Annotated in this window: 17 protein-coding genes and 1 tRNA gene; 11 read left to right on the top strand and 7 right to left on the bottom strand. The window is 62.0% G+C overall.

Translation table 11 applies throughout. The features are described 5' to 3' along the window. The first annotated feature begins 71 nt into the window (after positions 1–71). Genes BMW49_RS03145 through BMW49_RS03110 form a run of 8 tightly spaced genes read left to right on the top strand, consistent with a single transcriptional unit; the run spans position 72 to position 5,989 of the window. On the top strand, positions 72–830 hold the full coding sequence (locus BMW49_RS03145; RefSeq protein WP_170829025.1) for a heme ABC transporter permease: 759 nt from the start codon (positions 72–74) through the stop codon (positions 828–830). After that, positions 827–1,003, top strand: coding sequence for a heme exporter protein CcmD (gene ccmD / locus BMW49_RS03140; RefSeq protein WP_069515846.1), 177 nt, complete (start codon positions 827–829; stop codon positions 1,001–1,003). Before BMW49_RS03145 ends, ccmD begins: the two co-directional genes overlap by 4 nt. Further along, on the top strand, positions 1,000–1,488 hold the full coding sequence (gene ccmE, locus BMW49_RS03135; protein WP_069515845.1) for a cytochrome c maturation protein CcmE: 489 nt from the start codon (positions 1,000–1,002) through the stop codon (positions 1,486–1,488). Before ccmD ends, ccmE begins: the two co-directional genes overlap by 4 nt. Next, the gene (locus BMW49_RS03130; protein WP_069515844.1) at positions 1,485–3,458 is read left to right on the top strand and encodes a heme lyase CcmF/NrfE family subunit; all 1,974 of its coding nucleotides are present in this window, start codon (positions 1,485–1,487) and stop codon (positions 3,456–3,458) included. Before ccmE ends, BMW49_RS03130 begins: the two co-directional genes overlap by 4 nt. Next, positions 3,455–3,991, top strand: coding sequence for a DsbE family thiol:disulfide interchange protein (locus tag BMW49_RS03125; protein ID WP_069515843.1), 537 nt, complete (start codon positions 3,455–3,457; stop codon positions 3,989–3,991). Before BMW49_RS03130 ends, BMW49_RS03125 begins: the two co-directional genes overlap by 4 nt. Continuing rightward, positions 3,988–4,470, top strand: a complete 483-nt coding sequence (locus tag BMW49_RS03120) for a cytochrome c-type biogenesis protein (protein WP_069515842.1) — start codon at positions 3,988–3,990, stop codon at positions 4,468–4,470. Before BMW49_RS03125 ends, BMW49_RS03120 begins: the two co-directional genes overlap by 4 nt. Then, a complete protein-coding gene (gene ccmI, locus BMW49_RS03115; RefSeq protein ID WP_069515841.1) occupies positions 4,470–5,669 on the top strand; it encodes a c-type cytochrome biogenesis protein CcmI in 1,200 nt (399 codons plus the stop codon). The genes BMW49_RS03120 and ccmI overlap by 1 nt, the downstream gene beginning before the upstream one ends. Beyond that, positions 5,666–5,989, top strand: coding sequence for a hypothetical protein (locus BMW49_RS03110; protein WP_069515840.1), 324 nt, complete (start codon positions 5,666–5,668; stop codon positions 5,987–5,989). The genes ccmI and BMW49_RS03110 overlap by 4 nt, the downstream gene beginning before the upstream one ends. Before the next feature lie 14 nt (positions 5,990–6,003). On the opposite strand, the gene BMW49_RS03105 is transcribed toward BMW49_RS03110, so the two are convergent. From BMW49_RS03105 to BMW49_RS03090, 4 genes are all read right to left on the bottom strand, one after another. Further along, positions 6,004–6,858, bottom strand: coding sequence for a pirin family protein (locus tag BMW49_RS03105; protein ID WP_069515839.1), 855 nt, complete (start codon positions 6,856–6,858; stop codon positions 6,004–6,006). 133 nt (positions 6,859–6,991) lie between these two features. Beyond that, complete coding sequence (locus BMW49_RS03100; protein WP_069516206.1) at positions 6,992–7,759, bottom strand: MlaA family lipoprotein; 768 nt, start codon at positions 7,757–7,759, stop codon at positions 6,992–6,994. Position 7,760: 1 nt separating this feature from the next. Continuing rightward, positions 7,761–9,059 (bottom strand): alpha/beta hydrolase family protein, encoded by a 1,299-nt coding sequence (locus tag BMW49_RS03095; protein WP_069515838.1) that lies wholly within the window; start codon positions 9,057–9,059, stop codon positions 7,761–7,763. A gap of 46 nt (positions 9,060–9,105) precedes the next feature. After that, positions 9,106–9,612: a GNAT family N-acetyltransferase gene (locus tag BMW49_RS03090; RefSeq protein ID WP_069515837.1), complete on the bottom strand. Its 507-nt coding sequence runs from the start codon at positions 9,610–9,612 to the stop codon at positions 9,106–9,108. Between the two features lie 130 nt (positions 9,613–9,742). Here BMW49_RS03090 and BMW49_RS03085 point away from each other — a divergent pair, with 130 nt between their 5' ends. After that, positions 9,743–10,114: a hypothetical protein gene (locus tag BMW49_RS03085; protein WP_069515836.1), complete on the top strand. Its 372-nt coding sequence runs from the start codon at positions 9,743–9,745 to the stop codon at positions 10,112–10,114. Here the strand turns inward: BMW49_RS03085 and BMW49_RS03080 are convergent. Beyond that, complete coding sequence (locus BMW49_RS03080) at positions 10,089–11,663, bottom strand: glycoside hydrolase family 17 protein (protein ID WP_069515835.1); 1,575 nt, start codon at positions 11,661–11,663, stop codon at positions 10,089–10,091. The two genes, BMW49_RS03085 and BMW49_RS03080, sit on opposite strands and share 26 nt — an antisense overlap. Positions 11,664–11,853: 190 nt before the next feature. Here BMW49_RS03080 and BMW49_RS03075 point away from each other — a divergent pair, with 190 nt between their 5' ends. After that, complete coding sequence (locus tag BMW49_RS03075) at positions 11,854–12,171, top strand: ComEA family DNA-binding protein (protein WP_069515834.1); 318 nt, start codon at positions 11,854–11,856, stop codon at positions 12,169–12,171. Positions 12,172–12,738: 567 nt separating this feature from the next. On the opposite strand, the gene BMW49_RS03070 is transcribed toward BMW49_RS03075, so the two are convergent. Beyond that, positions 12,739–12,814 (bottom strand) — tRNA-Asn (locus BMW49_RS03070). Positions 12,815–12,881: 67 nt separating this feature from the next. Then, positions 12,882–14,078, bottom strand: coding sequence for an amino acid aminotransferase (locus BMW49_RS03065; protein WP_069521291.1), 1,197 nt, complete (start codon positions 14,076–14,078; stop codon positions 12,882–12,884). A gap of 298 nt (positions 14,079–14,376) precedes the next feature. Between BMW49_RS03065 and uvrB the strand changes: the two genes are divergently transcribed. Continuing rightward, a complete protein-coding gene (gene uvrB / locus BMW49_RS03060; RefSeq protein WP_069521293.1) occupies positions 14,377–16,392 on the top strand; it encodes an excinuclease ABC subunit UvrB in 2,016 nt (671 codons plus the stop codon). Positions 16,393–16,464 lie beyond the last annotated feature (72 nt).

The raw sequence follows: 16,464 nt of genomic DNA, 5'->3' as shown, positions 1-16,464 counted from the left end.
AATAGGCCGACAAGGCCAGTGGACGCATCGCGCAACGCGCAGTGACGTTCGACCATGCACTGATGAGTGACCTGATGAACTGGACGTGGTTTCACAAACTGGGCTCGCCCAAATGGTTTTACCAGATCAGCGGCCGTTGGCTGCCCTGGCTGGCCGTTGCTGCGGTATTGCTGATCGCTGTTGGCCTGGTCTGGGGGCTGGCATTCGCGCCGCCGGATTATCAGCAGGGCAATAGCTTTCGCATTATCTATATCCACGTTCCGGCAGCCTTTCTCGCCCAGTCGATCTACGTGATGCTGGCCGTTGCTGGGCTGGTCGGCCTGGTCTGGAAGATGAAGCTGGCCGATGTCGCCTTGCAGCAGGCGGCGCCGTTCGGGGCCTGGATGACCTTTATCGCGCTACTGACCGGTGCCATCTGGGGCAAGCCGACCTGGGGCACCTACTGGGTATGGGACGCTCGCCTGACCTCGATGCTGATCCTGCTGTTTTTGTATTTCGGCGTGATTGCCCTGGGCAACGCCATCACCAACCGCGACAGCGCGGCCAAGGCTTGCGCGGTCCTGGCCATCGTCGGGGTGGTGAATATTCCGATCATCAAATACTCGGTGGAGTGGTGGAACACCCTGCACCAGCCGGCCACGTTCAGCGTGGTGGCCAAGCCGGCGATGCCGTTCGAGATGTGGATGCCGCTGCTGATCATGGTTCTCGGCTTCTACTGCCTGTTTGGCGCGGTGCTGCTGCTGCGCATGCGACTCGAGGTGCTCAAGCGCGAGGCACGCAGCAGTTGGGCGCAGGCCGAGATCCGCGCGCAGTTGGAGAAAACCCCATGAGTTTCGCATCGTTCGGCGAGTTTCTCGCCATGGGCAATCACGGCCTGTACGTGTGGAGTGCTTATGCCATCAGCCTCGCAGTATTAGGGTTGAATGTGGCGCTGCCGATTATGGCGCGGCGTCGTTATCTGCAAGACGAGGCGCGTCGTTTGCGCCGGGAGGAGTCGAAGTGAACCCTGTCCGCAAGAAACGCCTGTATATCGTGCTGGCGATTCTCGCTGGTGTCGGCATTGCCGTCGCCCTTGCGCTGAGTGCCCTGCAGCAGAACATCAACCTGTTCTACACACCGACCCAGATCGCCACAGGCGAAGCGCCGCAGGACACGCGCATCCGTGCCGGTGGTCTGGTGGAGGAGGGCTCGGTGAAGCGCTCCGGCAATTCGCTGGATACCGATTTCGTCGTCACCGACGGTGCGCAACGCGTGACCATCCGTTACAGCGGCATCCTCCCGGACCTGTTCCGTGAAGGGCAGGGCATTGTCGCCATGGGTAAGCTGGACAGCCAGAACGTGCTGATCGCCGATGAGGTGCTGGCCAAGCATGACGAGAACTACATGCCTCCTGAAGTCATGCAGGCGCTGGAAAAAAGCGGCATGAAGCAACAACACGATGCAGCCAAGGCCGCGCAAGACTCGGCCAAGCAGGGGTACGCACAATGATTCCCGAACTCGGCCACCTGGCGATGATCCTGGCGCTGTGCATGGCGCTGGTACAGGCGACCCTGCCGATGATCGGCGCCTGGCGTGGCGACCGGCAGTGGATGGGCCTGGCGCAGCCGGCGGCCTGGGGGCAGTTCAGCTTCCTGCTGTTCTCCTTTGCCTGCCTGACCTATGCCTTTATGGTCGACGATTTCTCCGTGGCCTATGTGGCCAACAACTCCAACAGTGCCTTGCCCTGGTACTACAAGTTCAGCGCCGTATGGGGTGCCCATGAAGGCTCGCTGCTGCTCTGGGGCTTGATCCTGGCCGGCTGGACTTTTGCAGTGGCGATCTTCTCGCGGCAGTTGCCCGAGGAGATGCTGGCGCGGGTGCTGGGTGTGATGGGCATGATCAGCATCGGCTTCCTGCTGTTTCTGATCGTCACTTCCAACCCCTTCGAGCGTCTGCTGTTCAACACCCCGGTGGATGGCCGCGACCTCAATCCGCTGTTGCAGGACTTTGGCCTGATCGTCCACCCGCCGATGCTCTATATGGGCTACGTGGGCTTCTCGGTCGCCTTCGCCTTTGCCATTGCCGCACTGCTCGGCGGCAAGCTGGATGCGGCCTGGGCGCGCTGGTCGCGGCCCTGGACCACGGTGGCCTGGGCCTTCCTCGGCATCGGTATCGCCCTGGGCTCCTGGTGGGCCTATTACGAGCTCGGCTGGGGCGGCTGGTGGTTCTGGGACCCGGTGGAAAACGCTTCCTTCATGCCCTGGCTGGTTGGCACCGCGCTGATCCACTCCCTGGCCGTGACCGAGAAGCGTGGGGTGTTCAAGAGCTGGACCGTGCTGCTGGCGATTGCCGCCTTCAGCCTGAGCCTGCTCGGGACCTTCCTGGTGCGCTCCGGCGTGCTGACCTCGGTGCATGCGTTCGCCAGCGATCCCGAGCGTGGCGTGTTTATTCTCGCCTTCCTGCTGATTGTGGTCGGTAGCTCGCTGGCGCTGTTCGCCTTGCGTGCACCTATCGTAAAAAGCCAGGTGGGCTTTGCCCTGTGGTCGCGCGAGACACTGTTGCTGGTCAATAACCTGATTCTCGTGGTGGCGGCGGCGATGATTCTGCTCGGCACGCTCTACCCGCTGGCGCTCGATGCCTTGAGCGGGACCAAGCTGTCCGTCGGCCCGCCATACTTCAACGCGCTGTTCGTGCCGCTGATGGGCCTGCTGATGGCCATGATTGGCGTAGGCGTGCTGGTGCGCTGGAAGGACACGCCAGTGCGCTGGCTGCTCGGCATGCTCAGCCCGGTGCTGATCGCCAGTGTGGCGCTGGCCGTGGTCGCGACCCTGTTGGCTGGAGACTTCCACTGGGCTGCCTTGGCCGTCTGGTTGCTGGCAGGGTGGGTGGTGTTGGCGGGTGTGCGCGATATTCACGACAAGACGCGCCATAAAGGTTTGCGCAAAGGCTTGCCGAGCCTGACGCGCAGCTACTGGGGCATGCAGATGGCGCATTTGGGTATGGCCATTTGCGCCCTGGGTGTGGTGCTGACCAGCCTTGGCAGCTTCGAGCGCGATATGCGCATGGCACCGGGTGACTCGGTGGATATTGGTGGCTACAGCTTCGTATTTGAAGGTGCCGAGCACCATGAAGGGCCCAACTTCACCTCGGACAAAGGCACCGTGCGGATCCTCGAAGACGGTCGGCAGATTGCCGTGCTGCACCCCGAGAAGCGCTTGTACACCGTGCAGCAGTCGATGATGACCGAGGCTGGCATCGATGCCGGCATCACCCGTGACCTGTTCGTCGCCCTTGGCGAGCCGCTGGATAACGGTGCCTGGGCGGTGCGCGTGCATATCAAACCGTTTGTCCGTTGGATCTGGTTCGGTGCCTTGCTGATGGGCTTCGGCGGGCTGCTGGCCGCGGCAGACAAACGCTACCGCATGAAGGTGCGCACACGGGTGCGTGACGCGCTTAACCTTGAGGGGGCACGCGCATGAGACGCCTGATTCTGCTGCTGCCCCTGGTGCTGTTTCTCGGTGTGGCAGTGTTTCTCTACCGTGGCCTGTTTATGGACCCGTCCGAGCTGCCGTCGGCGCTGATCGATAAACCCTTTCCGGCATTCTCCCTGCCAGCGGTGGAGGGTGATCGGACCCTGACCCAGCGCGACATCATCGGCCAGCCCGCCTTGGTCAATGTCTGGGCAACCTGGTGTGTTGCTTGCCGGGTGGAGCATCCAGTGCTGAACAAGCTGGCCGAAGCCGGGGTGCGCATCTACGGGGTGAATTACAAGGATGACAACGCCAGCGCCCGTAAGTGGCTGGCCGAGTTTCACGACCCCTATCAGTTGAATATCGAGGATGCCCGCGGCTCTCTGGGGCTGGATCTGGGGGTGTACGGCGCGCCGGAAACCTTCCTGATCGACAAGGACGGCATCATTCGCCACAAGTTCGTCGGCGTGATTGACGAGCGGGTCTGGCGCGAGAAACTGGCGCCGCTGTATCAGGCGCTGGTCGATGAGGTCACCCCATGAAGCGTTTTGCAGCAGCCCTGCTGCTTGGCTTGGCCGCGCTCGGTGTGGCGCATGCGGCAATCGATACGTTCGAGTTCGCCAGCGAGGCTGATCGCCAGCGTTATCGCACCCTGGTCGAAGAGCTGCGCTGCCCCAAGTGTCAGAACCAGAACATTGCCGACTCCGATGCGCCCATTGCCATGGACCTGCGTGCTCAGGTCTACGCCAAGCTCGAAGAAGGGCAGAGTGATGCGCAGATCATCGATTACCTGGTCTCGCGCTATGGCGACTTCGTGCTCTACAAGCCGCCAGTCACGGCACGCACTCTACTGCTCTGGTACGGCCCGGGTGCCTTACTGCTCGGCGGTTTTGTGCTGCTCGGGGTCATCGTGCTGCGTCGCCGTCGTGCCCGCGGCGAAGTAGACGTTGGCCTGTCGCAGGATGAACAGGATCGCCTGGCCTCGCTGCTCAATCCCACGCCTTCGGATAAGAAAGACTGATGATCGAATTCTGGTTGTGCGCCGGTTTGCTGTTGCTGACAGCCCTGGCGTTTCTGTTGCTTCCTGTGGTGCGTGGGCGCGGTGTCCAGGCTGAGGAAGACCGTACCGCCCTCAACGTGACCCTTTACCAGGAGCGCCTGCGCGAGCTGCAAAGCCAGCGCGATGCCGGTGTGCTCAGCGAGGCGCAATACACCAGCGGGCGTGATGAAGCGGCCCGTGAACTGTTGGCCGACACCGAGGGCGCCGAGAGCAAAGCGCGTGTGGGCGTGCTGGGGGCCACCGTTCCGCTGATCGTGGCGCTGGCCATGCCGCTGCTTGGCTATGGCCTGTACATGCATTGGGGGGCGATTGATCAGGTCGAGCGGGCGCAAACCCTGGCTGCCCAGCCGAAGTCGATCGAGGAAATGACGGCGCGTCTGGAAGAGTCGGTGAAGAGCAACCCGGAGTCCGCCGAAGGCTGGTATTTCCTCGGTCGCACCTATATGGCTCAGGAGCGTTCCGCCGAAGCGGCCAGCGCCTTCGAGAAAGCCGTCGCCCTGGCAGGGCGTGAGCCCGAATTGCTGGGGCAGTGGGCGCAGGCGCTGTATTTCGCTGGCGACAAGCAATGGACGCCGCAGCTGAAGGCCCTGACCGATGAGGCGCTGAAGGCCGACCCGGCAGAAGTGACCAGTCTCGGCCTGCTGGGGATCGTGGCTTACGAAAGCGAGCAGTTTGCCGCGGCCATCGACTACTGGGAGCAGTTGGTCGCTGCGCTGCCGGAGCAGGACCCTTCGCGCATGGCGATTCAGGGCGGCATTGCCCGTGCCCGTGAACGCTTGGCTCCAGCGTCGGCCGAGCAAGCTCCGCAGGCCGAAGCGGCCGCGCTGCGGGTGCGGGTCGAGTTGGGTGATGCCGTGCGTGCGCAGGTGCAGCCGGGTGACAGTGTGTTTGTCTTCGCCCGCGCACTGTCCGGCCCGCCGATGCCGCTGGCGGTCAAGCGCCTGAGTGTCGCCGAACTGCCGGCCGAGGTCAGCCTGTCGGATGCCGATGCGATGATGCCGCAGTTGAAACTGTCCGGCTTTCCCCAGGTCGAACTGGTGGCGCGTATTTCGCGCAGTGGCGATGCGACCCGCGGCGAGTGGGTCGGCCGCAGTGAGCCCCTGGCCAGCGATGCGGGCCAGGCACCGACCTTGATCATTGATACAGCAGACACACCATGACCTCTGCCAAGGCGCTTGTACTGATTGCTACCCTGCTCGGGGTTGCCGGCTGCGCAGTGCAGGCTCCGACGCCTGAGGTACCTGTGCCGCCCGCAAGCAAGTCGCATCCGCGCTTTGCCCCGCCGCCCGGCGTGCAGAGCCATTGGGATGGGGCATTGACGGTGTATGTGATCGACGGCTACCCGGATCTGTTCTACCGCGAGCGCACCTATTACCGCTGGGATAGCGGCTGGTACTGGTCCACCCAGGCCACCGGGCCCTGGCAGGCGACTGACAGTACCGCCATTCCGCCAGGGCTTTATCGCCGCTACGCGCGTTAATTTGGGGTCGGCCTTCAGGCCAACACCCCATCGCGGAAATCCCGCAGCGCCTGTTCCACTTCTTCGCGGGTGTTCATCACAAAGGGGCCGTACTGCACGATGGGCTCGTGCAGCGGGCGCCCGGCAATCAGCAGCACGCGTGCACCTTCGCTACTGGCCAGGTGCAACTCGCCACTGTCGGACAGCCGTACCAGACGCCCTGCGGGAATCGCTTGGGCGTGGTGACCGGGTAATTGCAACTGGCCTTCGTAGACGTAGAGCATGACCCGCAGACCCTGGGCCAGACGTGGGGCCAACTGGCTGCCGGCACTCATCTGCAGATCGAACAGCTGCGGCTCGGTGTATGGGCGCTGCACGGCACCGGCGATGGACTCTTGGCCATCGTCGAAGTGCCCGGCGATGACGCGCGCCGTGACGCCGTGCTGGGTGCGTACCTCGGGAATCTGCGCCGCGGGGATATCGCGATAGCCCGGCTCGTCGAGTTTGTCCTGAGCCGGCAGGTTCAGCCACAGCTGAAAGCCACGCATCGCACCTTGTTCCTGCATGGGCATTTCGCTGTGGATGATGCCGCGTGCAGCGGTCATCCATTGCACGCCACCGGGCTCCAGCTCACCGACATTGCCCAGGTGATCCTGATGGCGCATGCGCCCTTCGAGCATATAGGTGACAGTCTCGAAGCCGCGGTGAGGGTGCGACGGGAACCCGGCAATGTAGTCGTCCGGGTCGTCACTGGAAAACTCGTCGAGCATCAGAAAGGGATCGAAGCGTTCCAGGCCGGCAGCGCCGATCACCCGATTCAGGCGTACGCCTGCACCGTCGGATGCAGGTTGGCCCGCTTGTATGGCCAGAACATGGCGCAAGGTGTTCATGAGAAGCCTCCAGAATCAGTCAGAGGCCATCCTAAACCAGGTAGTTGGATCAATTGATGCTGAATGCTGGGCAATACTATCGAATGGATCGAAGTTGACGGCAGGCCGATCAGCTCGGCTTGCCGTCAAGGTTTCAATCAGCGATGCGCAGCTTGCGCGATTCGGTATAGAAGAAGCGGATCTTCTCGTACTCGAACGGCGAGTTGAGTTGGCCATAGCGGAAGTTGACCGTCGAGCGCTGGTCGACCACTTCCAGCAGGGTAATTTCCGGATGGTTGCGACTGGCCTCGGCCACATTAAGCAGGTTGACCTGGTTTTCGGCAGAGAAATCCACCACCAAACCGCCGGTGTCGCGCAGGTTGGAGGGGCCGAGCAGGGGCAGCATCAGGTAAGGGCCGTCACCGACGCCGTAGTGACCGAGGGTCTGCCCGAAGTCTTCATCCTGCTTCATCAGCCCCATGCGTGTAGCCGGGTCCCACAGGCCTGCCACGCCGAGGGTGGTGTTGATCAGCAGGCGTCCGGTGGTATCGAGGGCACGCTTGCCTTTGAGTTGCAGCAAGCTGTTGAGCAGGTTCGGCACATCGCCCAGGTTGCTGAAGAAATTACTCACGCCTTTCTGCACCAGGGTTGGCGTGACGTAGCGATAGCCATCGACCACTGGCAAGAAAACCCACTCGTCAAAGCGGTAGTTGAAGTGGTAGACGCGGCGGTTCCAGGACTCCAGCGGGTCGTAGACATTCAGGGCGCCAAAGGTCGAGCGCTCGAACTCGCGCTGATCAAGGCCGGGGTTGAATGTCAGGTTCTTCAGCGGCTGCTTGAAGCCGTCCGGGTCTACCTCTTGCTCGGCCTGGGCAAAACCGCTGACCAGTAGCAGGGTCAGCCAGAGTGCTTTCTTGTCGATCTTAGCCACGGAAGAACTCCAGCATGGCGTCGCTGTTGACGCGATAGTTGAGGTTGCCGCAATGGCCGCCCAAGGGGTAAAGCGTCAGGCGGTCACCAAAGGTATTACGCAAAAAGCCGATATCGCCTGGGCCGAGAATGACGTCGTCGGCGTTGTGCATCACGGCGATCTTGCTGCTGGTTTTCAGGTAGTCCTCGAGACCATACAGGCTCACCTGGTTGATCAACTGGTTGAGCGTGCCGCCGTCATAGCGTGCGCGCCACATGGGGATCAGCTGTTCGGTCATGTAGCAGTCGAAGTCGCACTGCAGCGCCCGCTCGAAGAAGGGTGTCAGGCTGGTACCTTGCTCGATCGGGTAGTTGACCGGGGTGATCAGGCCGCGGCGGTTGATCAGGTCCGAAGTGAAGGCGATATCGGCGGAGGAAAAGCGGAATGAGGTGCCAATCAGCATGGCCATCTGCTCGTCGGAGAGCTGCTGTGGCGATTGCTGAAAGTCATAAAGCAGGGCGTCGTTGATGTCGACGTAACCCTTTTCGCGGAAGTAACGGGTCAGTTTGCCCAGTACCAACTCATAGAAGGTGGTGCTGTTGCTGATGCCTTCAACCTGGGTCTGCACCAGGCGGTCGAGGTTGCTGATCGAGGTGTACAGGTTCACCGGTGGGTTGAGCAGCAGTACGCGCTTGAAGTTGAAGCTACGCCGGGTTTCATCGAGCTTGCTGACAAAGGCAGCATGCAGGGCGCCCAGGCTGTAACCACTCAGGTAGTAGTCACTGACCTGCAAGCTTGGATGGTTGGCTCGCACGGCTTGCATGGCACGGTAGAGGTCATCGGCATCGTCGCTGCTCAGGCCCGGTGTGGCGAAACGCGAGGCGGAGGCCATGAAGTCATAGCTGGTCGGTGAGGACAGTTGCACAACATGGTAACCCGCGCCGTAGAACAGCTTTTTCAGGTATTCGTTGGTGCTACTGGCGTAATGCGCACCGGTACCGGCGATAAGGAAAATAAGCGGTGCTTCTCCCTTCTGCTCGGCGAGGCGGTAGCGCATACGGGTAACCGGCCAGAAGTTTTCCGGCAGCTCGAACTCGCGTTCCGGGCGCAGGCGTAACTGATAGTCGTCCTGACGAATATCGGCATCGGCCGGTAGCGTGGGGCGCAGCTCAGGAGGCGTCGTGGCGATGGTCGCTTCAAACGGATTGGTTATCGGATAGCCATAGGTTTCGGCATCGATATCCGCCGCCAATAATGGCGTACCGAGTAGCAAGCCGCCGAGCAACAGGGCGAGACGGGAGAAGTACTGCATGGGGAAGTCCCTTCGAGACAGGAGCGTACGGGTGGGTCAGCGCAAATCAGACAGCGTCCGGCGAGCGGAGTGCCATTTGGCCAGCATTTTCTAAAGCCTCACCGGTCAGTCGATAGACCGTCCACCCATCCTGGGCACATGCCCCCAGGCGTTCATAGAAGCCGATGGCGGGTTCGTTCCAGTCCAGCACCGACCATTCCAGGCGGCCACAGCCCCGTGCCAACGCCAGTGCGGCCAAGTGGATCAGCAGCGCCTTGCCAAGGCCTGACCCACGCGCCGACTCGCGCACGAACAGATCCTCAAGGTAGATACCCGGTTTGCTGAGAAAGGTCGAGTAGTTGTGGAAGAACAGGGCGAAACCGCTCGGATTGCCATCTACTTCGCCGATCAGCACTTCGGCGAAGGGACGCGTGCCGAACAGATGGTTATGCAACTGCTCGGGTGTGGCCACGACCTGATCGCTGAGTCTCTCGTAGTCGGCCAGCTCCTGAATAAATGTCAGGATCAGGGCGACATCGTCGGGCGTAGCGGGGCGGATGCTGAGGCGAGGCATGGTAAGTCCTTGGTTTGTGGGCGCTGTGAGCATGCCCCGCACAGGTAAGCGGAGCAAGTCGTGCAAGAGGGTTTGCTTCATGAGGGCAGGCGTTTACTCTGGGCAACTTTTTCCGCTCCTGGAGTGCCGCATGTCTCGCCGTCTGTCCCTGATTCTGTTGTCCGTGGCTGTCGCCCTGTGTCTGGCTGCCAGCTATGGCTTGCGTTACGGCTTGATGGAAGAGGACCGCTGGGTCGGTCTGTGTGTGACTGACCCCGCTACGCTGGCCTGTCAGGTGCGCGCGACCTTCGGCTGGCTGATCCATTTGCGCGTCCTGGCCTGGACAGCGCTGGTCCTGGCCGTGTTGGCGTTCGTCCTGCCAGGCCGGTTAGGCCGCGCACTGGCAGTGCCGGCCTTGCTGGCTAGCCTGCCCGCTATGGTGCTGTACACCGCCAGCATGGCGGTGTTCGCTGTGGTACTGGCGCTGTTGCGCCTGGTCAGAGCGCCTCGCGTACAGGCGTGAAAGGCGCTTTGCGCAAGCTGCGCCACAAAGCGCTTACCAGAATGGCACTGACCAGCGCCCAGCCAAGGGCCTGCAGGTTTTCCAGGGTCTCGACATACAGCTGCAACGGGATTCCTGCACCGATCAGCAGAGCCAGCAACGCAGTCTCCCGTCGCGCCGCGTTGACTGGGCGCAAGGCGTAGACCAGCGCCGGCAGCAGCAGGGCAGCGCTAGGGAAGCTGCGGTAGCGTGCATCGACTACCAGTGCGAGCATCATCACCGCGCCGGCAAACCCGGCGGCCAGCAACCACCAGCCGGCACGCGCTTGCAACCAGTCGTACAGGCGCTGGCGCCAGCCCTGCTGGGCCTGCAGGGCGAGGCTGCTGTGGGCCAGTACGATCAGGTTCAGACTCAGCAGCGCTGCCGCCCAGGCCCATTCACCGACAAAGCGGCTGGTGACCCAGGCCAGTTCACTCCATACGCCAATGCTGGCAGCAGTCAGTGCCGCGAGGGCGGGCGTCTGCCAGGCACTGCGCACTGAGGTGGGACGTCCGGCCAGCGCCAGGGTCAACACGAAGAGTGCAGCACTGAGTATCAGCCAGCGCGGCCAGTGGGGGAGGTTGGACACCGGGCCGGCCAGGATCGATTTATCCTCGCGATCGGCATCGTAAAGCCCCCAGAAACCGCCCACCGCACCCTCGCTGACGCGCTTCCACGGCTGGTCGTAGGCTTCGATCAGGTTATACCGCCAGCCATTCGCCTCGGCCATGGCAACGAAGCCACGAATAAAGGTGGCTTGATTGACGCGGCTCGGCACCGCGGTTTCACGCTGACGCCCTTCGCTGGGCCAGCCGGTTTCGCCAATCAGGATGTCCTTGGGTGCGAAGCGCGTACCGAATACCTGGCGCACCTGCTGCACCTCATGCAGGGCACTGTCGATACCCGCCGGATTGTCTTCCCAGTAAGGCAACAGGTGAATGGTGAGAAAGTCCACTGCAGGGGCGACTTCGGGATGCTTGAGCCAGAACTCCCAGACATCGGCGTAAGTCACCGGTTGGGCGACAGCGGCCTTGACCTGCTCGATCAAGGCCACCAGTTGCTGAGCGGTTACTTCCTTGCGCAGCAGCGCCTCGTTACCGACGATCACCTGGGTGACGATATCCGGATAAGTGTTGGCGGCCTTGATCGCTCCGGCGATTTCGATCGCCGTATCCTGCGGGTTACGGCTTACCCAGGCGCCGATCATCAGGGTCAGGCCATGCTTGCGTGCCAGTTCCGGCAGCGGTTCAAGCCCGGTAACCGAGTAAGTCCGCAGGCAGGTAAAGCGTTCTGCCAGTTGCGCCAGGTCCGCATCCATTCGCTCTGGGCGGATCTGCAGGGGCTGGTCGAAGGGTGACTGGTCTTTGTCGAACGGCGTATAGGAGGCGCACTGCAGTTTGTGCGTCGGTGTCGCGGCATCCGCCAACTGAACCGGTTTACCAATGCCGTACCAAAGCGCACCGAGCAGCGCGAGAGCTGTCAGGCAGGCACAGAAATAAGTGAGCAGGGCTGCACGGGAAAGGCTGGGCATAGGTCATCGGACGTGGTGGGCGGGGGCTGCATCTTAGCGGATTCGCAGGCGTCTGTGAGTGCTCTGCTGGACCGTCCGGCTGCGTTATTTGACAAGCGCGGCAAGTTGGTTAATTTTACAAGTGCGGTGCAAGGACGCCACCGCGAGCGACGTGGTGGCGCGTTTTCGACTCGATAAAAGGACTTAACCCATGCGTACTTCCGTTTTTCCCTCCGTACTTTTTGCTCTGCTCGCCGGCGCTTCTGTGGCCGTTTCTGCAGAAGCAGCGACCCCGCCTTCGACGTCTGTTGAACAGACGCAAGCTGTAACGACCAAGGTCAACCTCAATACGGCCGATGCACCTACTCTGCAGCGCGAGCTCAGCGGTGTGGGTGAGAAGAAGGCACAAGCCATCGTTGACTACCGCGAAGCCAATGGCACTTTCGTGTCGGTGGACGAGTTGCTGGAAGTAAAAGGGATCGGTGAGTCGATCCTGGAACGCAACCGCGACAAGCTTAGCGTCAACTGATAATAAGCAGATGGCATCGCCGTCAAGGCGATGCCTTTACACCGAAACCTGCAAGCCCAGCCGTAAGGCTGGGCTTTTTGTTAAGTCTTACATGGGGCGGGTAGGGTGCGCCGTGCGCACCACTGGCGCCTGGTAGATGCTTGGTGCGCACAGCGCACCCTACGGAGCAGCAGCCCCGAAGGGGTGAGCGTAGCGAATAACCTGGGACGTAGTCCCAGGTGAGAGTCCGGCGTATACAAAAAAGCCCCGGTATGTACCGAGGCTTTGAATTTGGCTCCGCGACCAGGACTCGACAGCGCAGCTGAACGCGCTTCAGCGCGGCCCCGAAGGGGTGAGCGTAGCGAATAACCTGGGACGCAGTCCCAGGTGAGAGTCCGGCGTATACAAAAAAGCCCCGGTATGTACCGAGGCTTTGAATTTGGCTCCGCGACCAGGACTCGACAGCGCAGCTGAACGCGCTTCAGCGCGGCCCCGAAGGGGTGAGCGTAGCGAATAAACTGGGACGTAGTCCCAGGTGAGAGTCCGCAGGCAATAAAAAACCCAGCGGTTAGGCTGGGTTCTTGAATTTGGCTCCGCGACCAGGACTCGAACCTGGGACCCAATGATTAACAGTCATTTGCTCTACCGACTGAGCTATCGCGGAACAACGACGCGTATCCTACTGATTAAGAAGGGGAAGTCAAGCTGCGCAAGACTTCCCCTGAGCCGTCTCAGATCACCTCGGCAATCGCCTGGGTGACGAAGGGCAGGTTGCGCTGGTTGAGCGCGGCGACGCAGATGCGACCGGTGCCCACGGCGTAGATGCCGAATTCGCTTTTCAGGCGTTCGACCTGTTCAGTCGTCAGGCCCGAGTAGGAAAACATACCGCGTTGCTGCGCCACGAAACCGAAGTCGCGGCGCGCACCGAGCTCGCCGAGTTGCGCGACCATGGCCAGGCGCATGGTGCGGATGCGCTCGCGCATTTCACCCAGCTCGGCTTCCCACATCGCCCGCAGTTCCGGGCTGTTGAGGATGGTTGCGACAACGCTGGCGCCGTGGGTCGGTGGGTTGGAGTAGTTGGTGCGAATGACCCGCTTGACCTGCGACAGCACGCGGCCGGTCTCTTCGCGCGAGCCGGTGACGATGGACAGGGCGCCGACCCGCTCGCCATACAGCGAAAAGGATTTGGAGAAGGAGCTGGAGACAAAGAAGGTCAGCTCCGACTCGGCGAACAGGCGCACAGCGGCGGCGTCCTCTTCGATGCCATCGCCGAAGCCCTGATAGGCGATATCCAGGAAGGGCACATGCTCGCGCTCGCGCAGCACGTCCAGTACCGCGGCCCAGTCTTCCGGTTGCAGGTCGACACCGGTCGGGTTGTGGCAGCAGGCGTGCAGCACGACGATCGAGCGGGCGGGCAGGTTGCGCAGGTCTTCGAGCAGACCGCCGCGGTTCACGCCGTTACTGAAGGCGTCGTAATAACGGTAGTTGTGCACCGGGAAGCCGGCGGACTCGAACAGCGCGCGGTGGTTTTCCCAGCTCGGGTCGCTGATCGCCACCACGGCATCGGGCAGCAGGCGCTTGAGGAAGTCAGCGCCGATTTTCAGCGCGCCAGTGCCGCCCAGGGCCTGGGTGGTGATCACTCGGCCATCGGCAATCAGGCTGGACTGACGCCCGAACAGCAGGGTCTGCACGGCCTGGTCATAGGCTGCGATGCCTTCGATCGGCAGATAACCGCGCGGGGCATGGGCCGCCGTCAGGGTCGTCTCTGCTGCAGCCACCGCGCGCATCAGCGGGATGCGGCCTTCTTCATTGGTGTAGACGCCCACGCCAAGGTTGACCTTGGTCGTGCGGGGGTCGGCGTTGAATGCTTCGTTGAGGCCCAGGATGGGGTCGCGCGGAGCCATTTCGACGGCAGAGAACAGACTCATGGATGCGGCAGCTCGAGGAGAGGAGGTGAGTGGCAAACAATCCCTGCAACTATGGCGCGGCATGCTCATCGAATCAGGACAGGCACAGTGATACGCCGGAAAACGGGATTTGTCCGCCTATGGCGGCAAGCCCGGCTGCGACGCTACACCACCGCCCGCGCTCAATGCGTGCTAGGGGTTGCGTAAATGGCCCGGTAGTATAACGGCCCGGATCGTGCGCCGCGACAGCGGGCGCATGCTTTTCGCCAGGTTTGACGCCGACTTGTTCGGGGCGTCACAGCCGTTTGTCGAGGTACTTATGTCGCAGTTTCAACTGGTCACGCGTTTTCAGCCGGCTGGCGATCAGCCAGAGGCGATCCGGCAACTGGTCGAGGGCCTGGAGGCGGGGCTGTCGCACCAGACCCTGCTGGGCGTGACTGGCTCCGGCAAGACGTTCAGCATCGCCAATGTGATCGCCCAGGTGCAGCGCCCGACCCTGGTGCTGGCGCCGAACAAGACCCTGGCCGCTCAGTTGTACGGCGAGTTCAAGGCGTTCTTCCCGAACAATGCAGTCGAGTACTTTGTTTCCTACTACGACTATTACCAGCCGGAAGCCTATGTGCCGTCGTCCGACACCTTTATCGAGAAGGATGCGTCGATCAACGACCATATCGAGCAGATGCGCTTGTCGGCGACCAAGGCGCTGCTGGAGCGACCCGATGCGATCATCGTCACCACGGTCTCGTGCATCTACGGCCTGGGTAGCCCCGAGTCGTACCTGAAGATGGTCCTGCACGTCGATCGCGGCGACAAGATGGACCAGCGCGCGCTGCTGCGGCGCCTGGCCGACCTGCAATACACCCGTAACGACATGGACTTTGCCCGCGCCACCTTCCGTGTGCGTGGCGATGTGATCGACATCTTCCCGGCCGAATCGGACCTGGAAGCGGTTCGCATCGAACTCTTCGATGACGAGGTGGAAAGCCTCTCGGCCTTCGACCCGCTGACCGGCGAGGTGATTCGCAAACTGCCGCGTTTCACCTTTTACCCCAAGAGCCATTACGTGACGCCGCGTGAGGTGCTGCTGGAGGCGATCGAGAAGATCAAGGTCGAGTTGGTCGAGCGCCTGGAGTACCTGCGCAGTAACAACAAGCTGGTGGAGGCGCAGCGTTTGGAGCAGCGCACCCGCTTCGATCTGGAGATGATTCTCGAGCTGGGTTACTGCAACGGCATCGAAAACTACTCGCGTTATCTGTCCGGGCGTGATTCCGGTCAGCCGCCACCGACGCTGTATGACTACCTGCCGGACCAGGCGCTGCTGGTGATCGACGAGTCCCACGTATCGGTGCCGCAGGTTGGCGCCATGTACAAGGGCGACCGTTCACGCAAGGAAACCCTGGTCGAGTACGGCTTTCGCCTGCCCTCGGCACTGGATAACCGACCGATGCGCTTCGAGGAGTGGGAGTCGGCGAGCCCACAGACCATTTTTGTCTCCGCTACGCCGGGGCCTTACGAGGCTGATCACGCTGGCCGTGTGGTCGAGCAGGTGGTGCGGCCCACGGGGCTGGTCGACCCGCAGATCGAAGTGCGCCCCGCGCGGACCCAGGTCGATGATTTGCTGTCAGAAATCGCCAAGCGCGTGGCGCTGGAGGAGCGGGTGCTGGTCACCACCCTGACCAAGCGCATGGCCGAAGACCTCACCGATTACCTGAGCGATCACGGGGTCAAGGTGCGTTACCTGCACTCGGACATCGACACCGTGGAGCGGGTAGAGATCATCCGCGACCTGCGCATCGGAGCCTTCGATGTGCTGGTGGGCATCAACCTGCTGCGTGAAGGCCTGGATATGCCGGAGGTGTCGCTGGTGGCGATTCTCGATGCGGACAAGGAAGGTTTTCTGCGTAGCGAGCGTTCGCTGATCCAGACCATCGGCCGCGCCGCGCGCAACCTCAACGGCCGAGCGATTCTCTATGCCGACCGCATGACTGGTTCGATGGAGCGCGCCATGGGTGAGACCGAGCGCCGGCGTAACAAGCAAATTGCCTTCAACGAAGCCAATGGCATCACCCCAAAAGGCGTGTTCAAGGATGTTCAGGACATCCTCGAGGGCGCCACCGTGCCCGGCTCGCGCAGCAAGAAGCGCAAAGGCATGGCCCAGGCCGCCGAGGAAAGCGCGCGCTACGAGAACGAACTGCGTTCGCCCAGCGAGATCACCAAGCGTATCCGCCAGCTCGAAGAGAAGATGTACCAGCTGGCGCGGGACCTGGAGTTCGAGGCCGCGGCTCAGTTGCGAGATGAGATCCAGAAGCTGCGCGACCGCTTGCTGCAGGTCTAGTGTCACGTCAACCATGAAATGTCGATGCGCAGGAGGGGGGGGTGGCGCTCCGCTTTAGCCGCGAAACCCGTA

The sequence above is a fragment of the Pseudomonas cuatrocienegasensis genome (genome assembly GCF_900110925.1).
Taxonomy (GTDB): Bacteria; Pseudomonadota; Gammaproteobacteria; order Pseudomonadales; family Pseudomonadaceae; genus Aquipseudomonas; species Aquipseudomonas cuatrocienegasensis.
The sequence above is the reverse complement of the archived record's forward strand: the minus strand, read 5'-3'. Positions and strand labels throughout refer to the sequence as shown.

Coding starts and splice junctions, on each gene's coding strand:
- ccmD (WP_069515846.1), top strand. CDS start 827: ATGAGTTTCGCATCGTTCGGCGAGTTTCTCGCCATGGGCAATCACGGC.
- BMW49_RS03130 (WP_069515844.1), top strand. CDS start 1,485: ATGATTCCCGAACTCGGCCACCTGGCGATGATCCTGGCGCTGTGCATG.
- BMW49_RS03125 (WP_069515843.1), top strand. CDS start 3,455: ATGAGACGCCTGATTCTGCTGCTGCCCCTGGTGCTGTTTCTCGGTGTG.
- BMW49_RS03120 (WP_069515842.1), top strand. CDS start 3,988: ATGAAGCGTTTTGCAGCAGCCCTGCTGCTTGGCTTGGCCGCGCTCGGT.
- ccmI (WP_069515841.1), top strand. CDS start 4,470: ATGATCGAATTCTGGTTGTGCGCCGGTTTGCTGTTGCTGACAGCCCTG.
- BMW49_RS03110 (WP_069515840.1), top strand. CDS start 5,666: ATGACCTCTGCCAAGGCGCTTGTACTGATTGCTACCCTGCTCGGGGTT.
- BMW49_RS03105 (WP_069515839.1), bottom strand. CDS start 6,858: ATGAACACCTTGCGCCATGTTCTGGCCATACAAGCGGGCCAACCTGCA.
- BMW49_RS03095 (WP_069515838.1), bottom strand. CDS start 9,059: ATGCAGTACTTCTCCCGTCTCGCCCTGTTGCTCGGCGGCTTGCTACTC.
- BMW49_RS03090 (WP_069515837.1), bottom strand. CDS start 9,612: ATGCCTCGCCTCAGCATCCGCCCCGCTACGCCCGACGATGTCGCCCTG.
- BMW49_RS03085 (WP_069515836.1), top strand. CDS start 9,743: ATGTCTCGCCGTCTGTCCCTGATTCTGTTGTCCGTGGCTGTCGCCCTG.
- BMW49_RS03080 (WP_069515835.1), bottom strand. CDS start 11,663: ATGCCCAGCCTTTCCCGTGCAGCCCTGCTCACTTATTTCTGTGCCTGC.
- BMW49_RS03075 (WP_069515834.1), top strand. CDS start 11,854: ATGCGTACTTCCGTTTTTCCCTCCGTACTTTTTGCTCTGCTCGCCGGC.
- BMW49_RS03065 (WP_069521291.1), bottom strand. CDS start 14,078: ATGAGTCTGTTCTCTGCCGTCGAAATGGCTCCGCGCGACCCCATCCTG.
- uvrB (WP_069521293.1), top strand. CDS start 14,377: ATGTCGCAGTTTCAACTGGTCACGCGTTTTCAGCCGGCTGGCGATCAG.